Annotated in this window: 12 protein-coding genes; all 12 read left to right on the forward strand. The window is 55.8% G+C overall.

What is annotated here, in order from left to right:
• The first annotated feature begins 14 nt into the window (after nucleotides 1-14).
• The 12 genes from nifK to PLUT_RS07990 all read left to right on the forward strand — a co-directional run bounded on the left by nifK (nucleotide 15) and on the right by PLUT_RS07990 (nucleotide 13,804).
• Nucleotides 15-1,394, forward strand: coding sequence for a nitrogenase molybdenum-iron protein subunit beta (nifK, locus tag PLUT_RS07935; RefSeq protein ID WP_011358261.1), 1,380 nt, complete (start codon nucleotides 15-17; stop codon nucleotides 1,392-1,394).
• A gap of 85 nt (nucleotides 1,395-1,479) precedes the next feature.
• Nucleotides 1,480-2,841 (forward strand): nitrogenase iron-molybdenum cofactor biosynthesis protein NifE, encoded by a 1,362-nt coding sequence (gene nifE / locus PLUT_RS07940; protein WP_011358262.1) that lies wholly within the window; start codon nucleotides 1,480-1,482, stop codon nucleotides 2,839-2,841.
• Nucleotides 2,838-4,190, forward strand: coding sequence for a nitrogenase component 1 (locus tag PLUT_RS07945; protein ID WP_011358263.1), 1,353 nt, complete (start codon nucleotides 2,838-2,840; stop codon nucleotides 4,188-4,190). Before nifE ends, PLUT_RS07945 begins: the two co-directional genes overlap by 4 nt.
• 16 nt (nucleotides 4,191-4,206) lie before the next feature.
• Complete coding sequence (locus PLUT_RS07950; protein WP_011358264.1) at nucleotides 4,207-5,469, forward strand: radical SAM protein; 1,263 nt, start codon at nucleotides 4,207-4,209, stop codon at nucleotides 5,467-5,469.
• Nucleotides 5,470-5,552: 83 nt separating this feature from the next.
• Nucleotides 5,553-5,861 (forward strand): (2Fe-2S) ferredoxin domain-containing protein, encoded by a 309-nt coding sequence (locus PLUT_RS07955; RefSeq protein WP_011358265.1) that lies wholly within the window; start codon nucleotides 5,553-5,555, stop codon nucleotides 5,859-5,861.
• Between the two features lie 133 nt (nucleotides 5,862-5,994).
• Nucleotides 5,995-6,393, forward strand: a complete 399-nt coding sequence (locus tag PLUT_RS07960; protein WP_011358266.1) for a c-type cytochrome — start codon at nucleotides 5,995-5,997, stop codon at nucleotides 6,391-6,393.
• Nucleotides 6,394-6,408: 15 nt separating this feature from the next.
• Nucleotides 6,409-6,804, forward strand: coding sequence for a c-type cytochrome (locus PLUT_RS07965; protein ID WP_011358267.1), 396 nt, complete (start codon nucleotides 6,409-6,411; stop codon nucleotides 6,802-6,804).
• Between the two features lie 107 nt (nucleotides 6,805-6,911).
• The gene (locus tag PLUT_RS07970; protein WP_041463875.1) at nucleotides 6,912-8,804 is read left to right on the forward strand and encodes a TonB-dependent receptor plug domain-containing protein; all 1,893 of its coding nucleotides are present in this window, start codon (nucleotides 6,912-6,914) and stop codon (nucleotides 8,802-8,804) included.
• Between the two features lie 401 nt (nucleotides 8,805-9,205).
• Complete coding sequence (locus tag PLUT_RS07975) at nucleotides 9,206-11,398, forward strand: TonB-dependent receptor (RefSeq protein ID WP_011358269.1); 2,193 nt, start codon at nucleotides 9,206-9,208, stop codon at nucleotides 11,396-11,398.
• A 97-nt stretch (nucleotides 11,399-11,495) separates the two neighbouring features.
• Nucleotides 11,496-12,218 (forward strand): molybdate ABC transporter substrate-binding protein, encoded by a 723-nt coding sequence (modA, locus tag PLUT_RS07980; RefSeq protein ID WP_041464168.1) that lies wholly within the window; start codon nucleotides 11,496-11,498, stop codon nucleotides 12,216-12,218.
• A gap of 9 nt (nucleotides 12,219-12,227) precedes the next feature.
• Complete coding sequence (locus tag PLUT_RS07985) at nucleotides 12,228-12,908, forward strand: molybdate ABC transporter permease subunit (RefSeq protein ID WP_011358271.1); 681 nt, start codon at nucleotides 12,228-12,230, stop codon at nucleotides 12,906-12,908.
• Between the two features lie 83 nt (nucleotides 12,909-12,991).
• A complete protein-coding gene (locus tag PLUT_RS07990; protein ID WP_011358272.1) occupies nucleotides 12,992-13,804 on the forward strand; it encodes a TOBE domain-containing protein in 813 nt (270 codons plus the stop codon).
• Nucleotides 13,805-13,893 lie beyond the last annotated feature (89 nt).

Genomic DNA, 13,893 nt, shown 5'->3' on the forward strand with positions numbered 1-13,893 from the left:
GGAGATTCTTTAACATGTTATTACGACACACCACCAGCGAGGTCAAAGAGCGCGAAGGGCTGACGATCAATCCAGCAAAAACCTGCCAGCCGATCGGAGCCATGTACGCCGCGCTCGGCATCCATGGATGCCTGCCTCACAGCCATGGATCGCAGGGCTGCTGCGCCTACCACCGCAGCACCCTCACCCGGCACTACAAGGAGCCGGTGATGGCGGCGACCAGCTCGTTCACCGAAGGCGCATCGGTTTTCGGCGGACAGGCCAACCTGCTTGCCGCGATCGACACCATCTTCTCGGTCTACGATCCGGACATCATCGCCGTGCACTCGACCTGCCTTTCTGAAACCATCGGCGACGATTTGCAGCAGATCACCAGAAAAGCGCTCGATGACGGAAAGATCCCCGAGGGCAAGTATGTGATCTACGCCTCGACTCCGAGCTTCATCGGATCGCACGTCACCGGCTATGCCAACATGGTCGCGGGCATGGCTTCGCAGTTCGCCGTCTCCACCGGCGAGAAGAAGGACCAGGTCAATCTGGTCGCCGGATGGATGGAACCATCCGATATGCGTGAACTCAAGCGCATCTCGAAGGAAATGGGAGCCAAAATCGTACTCTTCCCCGACACCTCCGACGTGCTCGACGCACCGCAGACCGGCAAGCACGTATTCTACCCGAAAGGCGGCGTCACCGTTCCGGAACTCAAGAGCACCGGCGACAGCAAGTTCACCCTTGCCCTCGGCTGCATCAGCGCCGAACCGGCAGCCATTGCGCTCGACAAGAAATGCTCCGTCCCCTTCGAAACGGTGGACATGCCCATCGGGCTTTCGGCGACCGACCGCTTCATCATGGCGCTCTCGAAGGCCGCAGGCGTAAAGGTCCCGGACTCCATCACTGCAGAGCGCGGCAGGCTCGTTGACGTCATGACCGATATGGAGCAATACTTCCACGGCAAAAAGGTTGCGCTCTTCGGTGACCCCGACCAGCTCATCCCGCTCACGGAGTTCCTGCTTGACCTCGGCATGAAACCACGCCACATCGTCAGCGGTACACCCGGCGGACGATTCGACAAGCGCATGAAGGAGATCCTGGAGCGTGCCCCCGGAGCGAACTTCAAGAACGGCCTCAATGCCGACATGTTCCTCCTGCACCAGTGGATCAAGAACGAGCCGGTCGACCTCCTCATCGGCAACACCTATGGCAAGTACATCGCCCGTGACGAGGATATCCCGTTCGTACGCTTCGGCTTCCCGATCCTCGACCGCATCGGCCACAGCTACTTCCCCAGCGTGGGGTACAGCGGCGGGCTGCGCATCGTCGAAAAGATCCTCGGTGTCCTCATGGACCGCCAGGACATGACGGCAAATGAGGAGAAGTTCGAACTCGTGATGTAACCCCCCCCGGAAAGTGCCGCCGCAAATCGGCGGCACAGGAAGGGAGCAGGCAACCATTCAACACCGCTTACAAAAGGAAACAGCCATGGAGCAGATAGGCATCCTCGAGGGAAGGGAAAAACAGATCTTCGAAAAGAAGGATGGCGGTCAGGCGTTCGACATTTCGTGCGAAACCACCAGCCTATCGGGATCCGTCAGCCAGCGGGCCTGCGTCTTCTGCGGCTCGAGGGTAGTGCTCTATCCGGTGGCCGACGCGCTTCACCTCGTCCACGGCCCAATCGGATGCGCAGCCTACACCTGGGACATCAGGGGAGCCGTTTCATCGGGCCCCGAACTCCACAGACTCAGTTTCTCCACAGACCTCCGCGAGATGGACGTCATCTACGGCGGCGAGAAAAAACTTTACGCATCGCTGATAGAGCTGATTGAAAAGTTCAGCCCGAAAGCGGCATTCATCTATTCAACCTGCATTATCGGCCTGATCGGCGACGACATAGACGCCGTGTGCCGAAAAGTCGCAAAAGAGACGGGCATTCCCGTCCTGCCGGTCCATTCCGAAGGGTTCAAAGGGACTAAAAAAGACGGCTACAAAGCTGCCTGCACCGCCCTCATGAAACTGGTCGGAACCGGCCCCATAGAGGACATCAGTCCATACAGCATCAACATTCTCGGCGAGTTCAACCTCGCCGGAGAAGCCTGGATCATCAGGAAATATTACGAGGAGATGGGCATAGAGGTCGTCTCCACCATGACCGGCGACGGCAGGGTCGGAGCGGTCAGACGCGCTCACGGCGCAACCCTCAACGTAGTGCAGTGCTCCGGCTCCATGACGAGCCTCGCAAAGGATATGGAGGCCAAATACGGCATTCCCTACATCAGGGTCTCCTACTTCGGCATCGAAGACATGTCCGCAGCCCTGTACGACGTGGCGAAACATTTCCCGGACCGGCCGGAGATCATGGAAAAAGCAAAGGAGATTGTCAGCCGCGAGGTCAGGAATCTCTACCCCAAGCTCCAGAAGTTCAAGGCGGCGCTCAGCGGCAAGAAAGCCGCCATATACGTCGGCGGCGCATTCAAGACCTTTTCGCTCATCAAGGCGCTGCGTTCGGTCGGCATGTCGGTGGTGCTTGCCGGCTCCCAGACCGGCAACAAGGAAGACTACCTCGCCCTGAAGGAAATGTGCGACGAGGGCACGGTCATTGTCGACGACTCGAACCCCGTGGAACTCTCTAAGTTCATTCTCGAAAAAGAGGCCGACCTGCTTATCGGCGGCGTCAAGGAGCGCCCGATTGCCTTCAAGCTCGGCGTCGGGTTCTGCGATCACAACCACGAACGCAAGATTCCGCTCGCAGGCTTTGAGGGCATGTACAATTTCATTCTGGAGGTCTACCAGTCGGTCATGAGCCCGGTATGGCAGTTCGCTCCGCGCAAAGGAGGTTCACTGTGAAACACGCAAAAACGGCCACCCAGAACGCCTGCAAACTCTGCAATCCGCTTGGCGCATGCCTCGCGTTCAGGGGGATTGAAAAATGCGTCCCCTTCCTGCACGGATCCCAGGGATGCGCAACCTATATCCGGCGGTACCTCATCAGCCACTACAAGGAGCCGATCGACATTGCATCCTCGAACTTCAACGAGGAGACGGCCGTGTTCGGCGGCAGCCACAACCTGAAGCTCGGCCTGAAGAACGTAACCCAGCAGTACCTGCCGGAAGTCATCGGCATCGCCACCACCTGCCTGTCCGAAACCATCGGCGACGACGTGAAGGGGATCCTGCGCGAGTACATGAAAGAGTCCATATCGAGGACCGGTGAACCAATCCTCATCCACGCCTCGACACCAAGCTACCAGGGCAGCCATATCGACGGCTTCCATGCCGCCGTGCGGGCCGCAGTGGAAACACTCGCTGAAAAAGGCGTGCCCCGAAACCTCCTGAATCTGTTCCCGAACATGGTATCGCCGGCCGACCTCCGCCACCTGCAGGAGATCCTCGATGACTTCCAGCTCCCCTCGATGATCCTGCCGGACTACTCGAAAACACTTGACGGAGGCCCGTGGGCAGAATACCACAGAATCCCCCCGGGAGGCACTCCTGCCGCCGCAATCGCCACATCCGCCAGCGCCATCGGCAGCATTGAGTTCGGCTCCACCCTCGAAGCCTCGAAGTCTGCGGCAGGATGGCTCGAATCGAAGTTCGGGGTTCCGCGTTACCACCTCCCCCTTCCGATCGGCATCAGGGAGAGCGACCGGTTCTTCGGGCTGCTTGAAGCCATCAGCCAGAAACCCCGACCGGAAAAGTACGACGACGAGCGGCGCCGTCTGGTGGATGCTTACTCCGACGGGCACAAATATGTGTTCGACAAAGCCGCGATTGTATACGGCGAAGAGGACCTTGTCATCTCAATGACCGCATTCCTGCAGGAAATCGGCATCCGTCCGGTGCTCTGCGCATCCGGCGGCAAGAGCGGCCTCATGCGTAAAAAGCTTGAAGCTCTTATTCCGGACCTGGATGGAGAAGGCATCAAGGTGCGCGACGGGGTCGACTTCGCCGACATCGAAGATGAGGCGGCACTGCTCCGCCCCGACCTCCTCATCGGCAACAGCAAAGGCTACACCATGTCGCGCAAAAGCGGAATCCCGCTGATTCGCATCGGCTTCCCCATCCACGACCGGTTCGGCGGACAGCGCCATCACCATCTTGGATACCGCGGCACCCTGGAGCTCTTCGACCGGATTGTCAACACTGTGATCGAGACGCGACAGGATGATTCTGAAATCGGATACACTTACATGTAAAAGGGAGGAACACCACATGCAGCTCAAACTTGAAAACCACCCATGCTTCAACGACTCCGCCCGACACAAGTTCGGCCGGATACACCTCCCTGTCGCCCCGAAATGCAACATCCAGTGCAACTACTGCAACAGGAAGTTCGACTGCATGAACGAGAACAGGCCGGGCGTCTCGAGCAGGCTGCTCTCACCCGGCCAGGCACTGCACTACCTGAAGCAGGCCGTTCTGCTCTCGCCGAACATTTCGGTGGTCGGCATAGCAGGTCCCGGCGACCCTTTCGCCAACTCCGAAGAGACCATGGAGACGCTCCGCCTGGTCCGCAAAGAGTTTCCCGAGATGCTGCTCTGCGTCGCAACCAACGGGCTCAACCTCATGCCCTTCATCCCCGAGCTCAAGGAGCTTGAGGTAAGCCACGTCACCATCACCATCAACGCCATAGACCCGGCCATCGGCGCTGAAATCTATGCCTGGGTCCGCCATGAAAAACGGATGCACCGCGACATTGAAGCTGCAGAACTCCTGATCGGCAACCAGCTTGCCGCCCTCAGCGCGCTGAAAGCCGCCGGCATCACCGCCAAGGTCAACACCATCATCATCCCCGGCGTCAATGACCGGCATGTGCTAGCGGTAGCCGAAAAGGTCTCGGAACTCGGGGCAGACATCCTCAACTGCCTTCCCTACTATAACACGAAGGAGACCGTCTTCGAAAACATCGAGGAACCTCCGGCCGACATGGTGGCCGACATCCAGAAAGCCACCAGTGCCTTCCTCCCGCAGATGAAGCACTGCGCCCGCTGCCGCGCCGACGCGGTCGGCATCATCGGAGAGATGAACAGCGAAGCCATGACCGAAAAGCTCCATGAGGCCGCCAGACTGCCGAAAAACCCTTCAGAGACCCGGCCCTACCTTGCCGTCACGAGCCTCGAAGGAGTCCTCGTCAACCAGCACCTCGGCGACGCCGACCGGTTCCTTGTCTACGGCATGGACCCCGCCACCGGCACCTGCTCGCTCATCGACTCCCGCCCTGCACCCAAACCGGGCGGAGGACAACACCGGTGGGAAGCCGTGGCGGATCTCATCGGCGACTGCCGCGCTCTGCTCTGCAGCAGTGCAGGGGACTCGCCGACCAAGGTGCTGAACACCAAGGGAATAGAAGTCATGGTGCTCGAAGGAGTGATTGAAGACGCCGTCACAGGCCTCTTCAAGGGCGAAGACATCCGGCACATGACCCGTAACAGCAGAAAGCATGCATGCAGCGGAACGGGAGGCGGCTGCGGCTGAGAGCCGCCTCACCCGGATGTATGGCTTCGGCACACAGGAAAAGCAGAGAAACGTCAACCCCAAACACCAAACAGGACACCGCAATGGACAAACCCAAACACCACATTTTCGTCTGCGCAAGCTTCCGCGCCCAGGGAGCTCCACAGGGCATCTGCCGCAAAAAAGAGTCACTCAGTCTGATTCCCTATTTCGAGAGCGAGCTGGCCGACCGCGGCATGACGGACGTGGCCGTGTCCGCCACCGCATGCCTCAACCTCTGCGAGAAGGGCCCGATTGTCGTCATCTACCCTGAAAACTTCTGGTATGGAGAAGTCGACAGTGAAGATAAGGTCGATGAAATTCTCGATGCGCTTGAAGAGGGCGAAGCGTGCGAAGCGCACATCATCCACTGATTATTATTGCCTGCGCTGTCTTTTCATGATGGAAAGACAGCGATCTTTATCACCGCAATGCATCATCTGATGCTTTTTTTACAGTCACCGCTATAACATAGCACACATAACGGATAACCCTGAAAACGCCCCAATGAAACCCGTCACCAGAGTACTTCTCGCTTGCGCACTGCTACCCCTTGGAGCAGGAGCTGCATATGCTGCAAAGTCCGCCGAAACAGGCCAGACACTCTACAACCACCACTGCAGCAGCTGCCATTCCATGACGCCTCCCCCCGAAACCGCGCCGCCGATTGTCGGACTCGCGCACTTCTACCATAAGGCATTTGAAAAAAGGGAGGATGGTGTTCAGCATATCATGGACTTCATAAAACATCCCGAACCATCCCAGTCAAAGCTCCGTGCACCGGCCATTACAAGGTTTGGATTGATGCCGCCACTCAAACTCACAACTCAAGAACGCAGGACCGTATCGGAATGGATGTGGGACCAGTACAAGCCGAACTTCACCCCGCCGGACTGTCCGGAATAACCGGGGAGACAAGCCATGATGATGAAATCAATAATCTTGGCCATGACAGGCATGCTCATGGCAGCATCAATGCCTGAAGAGGCTTCAGCCAGCGAGCCAGGTATGGAAATCTACACCCGGCACTGCAACGCCTGCCATCCGCTCAACCAGCCTCCGACCGGCGGCCCTCCTGTTCTCGGGATTGCGCTCCACTATCACGAGGCCTTCATTGAGCGTGAAGCAGGTGTCACGCACATGATGGCTTTTATTGAAAACCCTGATCCGCGAGCATCCCAACTCGAGCCCGCAGCAATGACCCGGTTTGGCTTGATGCCCCCAATCAAACTCAACAAACGAGAGCTTAAGATGGTGGCAGAATGGTTCTGGGATCAATACAGGCAAGGCTTCAAGCCTCCGGGAGGCTGCAGGTAAAGAGCTGAACAGGCAGACATTTACTCTTGACATTTTTTTTACCCACCGCTATAACCCATACAACATAACGAAAACAACTTATGAAATACTGTTCATCACCAACGCTGATGCTACTTGCACTCTGCTGGATACTGCCTGGCACCGGTCTTGCGGCATCATTTCTTTCAGAAGAAACCGTGGTTACGGCAACACGCACGGAAACGCCGGTATCAAAAGTCCCTGCAGCTATTGAAGTGATCAGCAAGGAGGAAATTGCCGCCAGTGGAGCCGAAACGCTTGATGCAGTGCTGGCTGAAGCCCAGAGCATCTCCCTGCAATCCCCCTCCGGCAGGATCAGCATCGCAGGACTCAGAGGCCTCAACAGCAAGAATACCCTCATCCTGCTCGATGGCATGCGGCTTTCCTCCGGTTTCGGGGACTATGTCGACATGGAGGAAATACCGACGGCCATGATTGAGAGGATCGAAATCATCAGGGGTTCAGGCTCCGCACTCTATGGCAGTGATGCCATCGGCGGGGTCATCAACATCATCACGAGGAAACCCACCAAAGAGCTCCATGCGGGAGTCGGGTTCAGAACCGGCATCAGCAAATACAGCGAAGCGGGCATGGCCAGGGGTGACGGATGGATCAGCGGTACGACCGGAAAGCTCGGCTATGTCATTGCCGGCTCCTACAGCGACCGAGATCATTACGATCGTGACAAGAGCGATATCGTACCCGATGGAGATGACAAATATCTTGGAGGAGGATCCGCAGCACTGACGTACAGATTCCATGAAGGTGTCACGGCCAGAATGGGAGTGCTTTACCATGATAGGCAAAATGAAGGCGCCCGCTTGTATTCAAAGAAATATTATGATCGAACCCTTGAAAGCGACCGTACCCTTGGCTATGCGGGTTTAGACATAGCCACAGGAAGCGAATCAACTCTGACGCTACAGGGCAGCCTATCGAGCTACGACTGGAAATCAACAATGGATCCAATCACCGTAGCTTCCGGCTTCGTAACCAGCCTTAAGCAGGAAGCCTCGCTTCTCGAAAGTCACTGGGTAAGTAAACTGAGCAAAAGTAACCGGCTATCCATCGGCCTCGATTACCGCAAGGAAGATCGACGTGATGTCAATATCAATAAAACATTTGCCGTTGTAACCGGCAGCCACGACGTATGGAACTTCGGGTCCTACATTCAGGACGAATTGTCTGTCATTGACCCGCTCGGCCTTACTCTCGGCCTACGCTACGACAGCCACTCAGACTTCGGCACCGCATTCAGTCCGAAAGTCAGCATATGGCACCAACTTGCTGACAAACTCAAGATCAGAGGTTCCTACGGCGAAGGGTTCCGTGCCCCGACCATCTACGAGCTCTATATCGGTTCTCCATGGACACAAAGCCAGGCGATTGTCGCCAATCCTGATCTCGAACCAGAAAAATCAAGAACTTATGAAATCGGCATGGATGCAACAGCCGGACCGTTAACCTGTAGCATCACGGGTTTCAGGAACGACCTTCGAGACATGATCGGAAAAATTTCATTAGGAATGATAGATGGGGTGCCCAACTACCAGCTCGGCAACATTGACAGGGCAATGACACAAGGCGTAGAGGTAAGTGCATCGGTCACAATCCCATATGGCTTTACCCTGTCCGATGAATTCACCACAATTGAGAGCGAAGATAAAAGCACCGGAGCAGACCTGCTGTTCGTCCCGGACATCACCAACACCCTCAAGCTAGCGTATCTCCAGCCAAAAGCCGGAATCAACGCAAACATACGCTTGCTTACGACAGGAAGGCAGATGACTGACAAGACAACCAAAACAGAGGGGTACTCTCTCGTCAACCTGTACCTTTCGAAAAGCGTCATTTCAAACACCAGCGTTTTCTTTGGAATCGACAATCTGTTCAATGACGAGGCAGATGCAGCGTATGCGCTGAACAGCGGTGCTGCCGCTACGGGAACCTACTTTTACGGCGGCATAACGATGTCCCTGTAACACATCGGTTGGAGCTGAGTAAAATTGAATACATCGAACGCATTGCATTTCATGTTTTGTCTTCTTTTCACCTTCCCGACGTTTCACTGGCGCCGGGGTCTTCTTGGGAAATATAGACAGCGAACAAAAAGCCAATGAAATCCTTGATGCGCTCAAAAAAGGCGATTCCGCCGCAGTTCACGCCATCTTCTAAATGTGTTTCAAACGCTGCCTTTCCATGTTAGAAAACAGCATTTTTTTGCAACTTTCGTTATATTCACACTTATATAACGAATAATAGCACAACCCTGAATTTCAATCCAAACCTGCGCCTGACGCTATAACCCTAAAACCATAACGAAATCCAACACTGCCACTCACACCTATGAAAAAGACAACCCCCCCCCATAGCCCTCACATGCATGGCGTTTCTGCTCGCAGCAACGGCCCAAGCCGCTGAAACAGCACCAGACAGCACCGTCATCCGCTTTACCTCCGAGGAAATCACCGTATCAGGCCAGAAGGGAGATATCCTGCAGCAGGTAACCGGCAGCGAATCGGCCGTACTGAACCCCTCGCAGATGTCCGTCTACAAGGTCATCAACATGATGCCATCCCTCAGCCAGCAGAGCGTCGACCCATACGGGCTCGCCGACATATCCAACTACCATGAGGCATTCAAGTTCCGTGGAGTTGAGGCTACGGCCGGCGGCGTGCCGTCCACTACGGCCAATGTTGAAGGACTTCCCGTCACCGGCAGACCGGGGGGAGGAGCGACCATCTACGATCTTGAGAACATGCAGAACATCACCATCTACACCGGCGTCATGCCGGCAAACAAGGGACTCGGGCTTTCCACTGTCGGGGGCAAGATTGACATGGAAATCAAGCGACCTACCGATACGTTTGGTGTTGATGTGAAGCAGACCGTCGGCAGCAACGACTTCAGCCGCACCTATCTGAGGGTTGATAGCGGCGAGCTCGGAAGTGGGCTGAAGGCATTCGTTTCGGGATCGACGAGCTATGCCGACAAGTGGAAAGGCGAAGGATCGAGCAACCGCAACAACCTCATGTTCGGGATCTCGGAAACCTTCAGCGACAGGGTGAAGCTTGAAGCATTCCTTACATACAGCAAAGGGCTGATCCATCCCTACCGCGCACTCAGCTATGCCGAAATCAGCAACCTCGAAACCGCCTATAGCAAGGACTACAGCACAGACCCCACCAGCGTCTGGCACTACGACTACAACAAGAACGAGTTTGAGGACTGGATGGTGATGGCCAACCTGGAAATCAAAACCGGGGACAGCTCGAAGCTGAACATCAAACCCTACTACTGGAGCGACAAGGGGTATTACATGGAAACCATAACACCAACACCGGGAACGAACCTCGTCCGGGAGTGGGACGTCGAGCATGACCTTAAAGGGCTACTCGCTGAATACTCAACAAAACTCGGTGATATCGATCTTGATTTTGGATACCTATTCCACACTCAGGAACGGCCGGGACCTCCCTCCTCATGGAAGAACTACACCGTATCCACTGCAGGGGACCTTGTATTCAAAAACTGGTCTATCCTCTCGAACACCTCCAGCCACGAACTGCACGAACCCTTCATTGAGGCAAAGTACAGCACAGGGAACTATCGTATTGAGGGCGGCCTGAAGTATGTCAACTACACCCTGCCGTCGATCATCACATATGACATGGCGGCCGTTGACGTAAGCTACGACGAGGCTCTCGCCTCGAACCCGTCAATAGACGCATCAAGAAGCGCAACAGCAGCAAAAACCTTCAGCCGCGTCTTTCCAAACCTGACGCTGACGAGGTTCATCAATGATGACACATCGATTCACCTCGCCTACGGAGAAAACTATGTCACCCATGTCGACATCTATCCCTACTTCATCTCCAATGCCAAAAATTTCATAACCAACGGCATCACCTTCCAGGAGCTCTGGGACGCCCGCGAAATGGAGACAGCACAGAACTTCGAGCTTGGCATGAAGATGAAGGGCACCAACTGGAGCCTCGCCCCGACCATCTATTATGCCATCCACAACCACAAGCAGGCGGTGCTCTACGACCCGGCGCTTAATGCAACATACCCGATGAATAACGCCGACGCCAAGGGATACGGCGTCGAACTTGAAGCAGACTACAAGCCCTCCCGCGACCTGAAATGTTACGGTTCATTCTCATGGAACCGATTCTACTTCGACCAGGCCATCGCGTCTGATGCCAGCGGCAACCCGACTATTGACGTAAAGGGTGACCAGGTTCCTGATGCACCGGAATTCATGGCCAAGGGAATGCTCAGCTACAGGATGGGTGACGTCAGCATCTCTCCGATTGTCCGTTACAGCTCAGTCCGTTACGGGGATGTACTACACGAAGAAAAGATCGACGGTGCGACGGTCTTCGATCTTGACATCACCTGGTCGCGACCGATGCTCGGATTCAAAAATGTCGACTGTTCGCTTTCCCTCATCAACGTGTTCGACAAACAGTACGTCAGCATGATCAGCACGTCCGACTATAAAACGATGAAGACATCCTACCAACCCGGAGCGCCGTTCACCCTTATGGCGACGCTTGCCCTCCACTACTAGAGTTTCTCCGCAGTGCATGTTCTTTCTTCTTTACACCTTCCCGGCGTTTCTCCGGCGCCGGGATTTTATTCCTGAACCCCGGAAAGAGACTACGATCATGAGAAAAAAAACACTGTTTCCCATTCTGCTGTTCATGCTGGTTGCCGGCACCCTCCATGCAGCCACACTCACCATTGCGGCCGGCGCCGGCTACAAACGGCCCCTCATGGAGATCTCCCGTCTCTATGAAGAGAAAAACGGCACCCACGTCGACGGCGTCTACGGCAACATGCAGCATATCATCACCCAGACGACAATGAGCGGCAAGGTCGCCATCATCCTCGGCGACCGCGACTGCCTCCTCCGCTCCGGCGTAAAGACCTCCGGGTTCCACCGCATCGGCGGCGGCAAACTTGTCCTTGCCTGGCGCAAAGGACTCAAGCTTGACCGGGCTTCGTCAATTGAGGGAAAAGCGTTCGGACGGATCGGCATGCCAGACCCATCAAAAACCATTTACGGCAATGCCGCCACCACATTCCTCCAACGCTCCGGGCTCGAAGCCGGCACCAGAACAAAACTCATGACCATGTCCACCGTCCCCCAGGTGTCGGCATACCTCATCACCGGTGAACTTGACGCAGGATTCCTGAACCTGACCGATGCGCTGGCTATTCAGGAGCAGATCGGAGGGTTCATGCCGATTGAGCAGTCGCTCTACGAGCCGATCAACATCGGCACGGTGAAGGTGGCAGGATTTGAGAACAACAATGAGGCCCGCAGATTTCTGGAATTTCTGGAAAAGCCCGAAAGCCTTGCTATCTTCGGGAAATACGGACTCTGAACCCATAGCATGCACATCCCCGCACTCCCCGACGGCATCGCCGGCCCGCTTGAGCTCAGCCTCAGCACCGCAGCAGTGACCCTCGTCCTGCACCTCGCGGCGGGAGTGCTGGCAGGCTACTTCCTGACCGGCAGAAGGAGCGTGTTCCAGACAATTGCAGACGGAATCGTGACCCTTCCGCTGGTATTTCCTCCGATTGCCACAGGGTTCCTTCTGCTCCTTCTGCTCGGGCGTCAGGGCATCATCGGCCAGGGCCTGCAGGCACTCGGTACCGATATCATCTTCAGCCGGAACGGCGTATGGATTGCATCGTTCATCGCAGGCCTGCCGCTCGTTGTCAAGTCCATGCAGACGGCGGTTGAGGGCATGCCTCCATCGCTCTCTGAAGCGGCATGGACACTCGGTAAAAGCCGTCTGCACACCTATCTCTTCGTCATACTCCCCGCGGCCCGAAATGCGCTTCTCACCGGACTTGTGCTCTCGGTCGGCCGTTCGCTCGGGGAAGTAGGCATCACCCTCATGCTCGGCGGCAACATCAGCGGAAAAACGGAGACCGTCTCGCTGGCCATCTATAATGCCGTGTTCGAGGGCAATCTCGACCGTGCGCTCATCCTCTCCGGCCTGCTTGCACTCTTCTCCCTCTCGATGTTCCATCTCCTGAAAAAAATCGGTGGAACGACGGAAGGCTAGTGAATGAGAAGGCGATTGCCCTATATTGATAATGATGTATAACGAAGCGAAAAGACTCCAGATGAAGCTGAACTCCGTAACCTATGGCAAAATGCATGCGTGACGACATCGGCCTTGAAGGCGATATCTGGTTCCAGAAAGACCGGAACCGGTTCCTCGGCGGCGACAGGATCGCCCTTCTGGACAAAATCCAGGAACTGGGATCCATCAACAGCGCAGCCAAAGCGGTCGGCATCAGTTACAAGACCGCATGGCACCTCGTCAATATGATGAACAACCTTTCCGAAAAGCCCCTGGTGGAGAGGACCGCCGGAGGCAAGGGCGGGGGCGGTACCATCCTTACCCGTGAGGGGAAAAAAGTGCTTGAACAGTTCCGGGTGGTGCAGGAAGAACACCGCAAATACCTCCACAATCTGGAACAGCGACTCGGCAACACGACACAGCTCCATCAATTCCTAAAAATGATCTCCATGAAAATCAGTGCACGCAATGTCTTTTCCGGCACCATTGAACAGATCACACCCGGTGCCGTCAACGCAGAAGTGGTCATTCTGCTCTCCGGCGGAGCCCGCATCACCTCCATCATCACCAACGGTGCAGTGAAGAACCTCGCACTCAAGGAGGGCATGAGCGCATACGCCATCATCAAGGCCAGCTCCATCATCATCGGAGAGGATCTGGAGAGCGCAAAGATCAGCGCACGCAACCTCATGTGCGGCACCATCTCGAAACTGATCGAGGGCCCTGTCAGCACCGAAGTAGATGTTGAAATCGGCGGCGGCAACGTAATTTCAGCCATCATCACCCACGGCAGCTCTATGAAACTCGGCCTGAAGGAAGGCGGCAAGACCTGTGCAGCCTTCAAGGCATCGAGCGTCATCCTCGGCGTCAACTGAGGCAGTTTCCTCCCGTTTTTCCCTTTACAGAAGCCTCCCTCATCCGGGGGCTTCTGCGGTTTCTGTTGGCTTCCTCCAAAAGAAGGAAT

This window comes from Pelodictyon luteolum DSM 273 (assembly GCF_000012485.1).
In the GTDB taxonomy this organism is placed as follows: Bacteria; Bacteroidota; Chlorobiia; order Chlorobiales; family Chlorobiaceae; genus Chlorobium; species Chlorobium luteolum.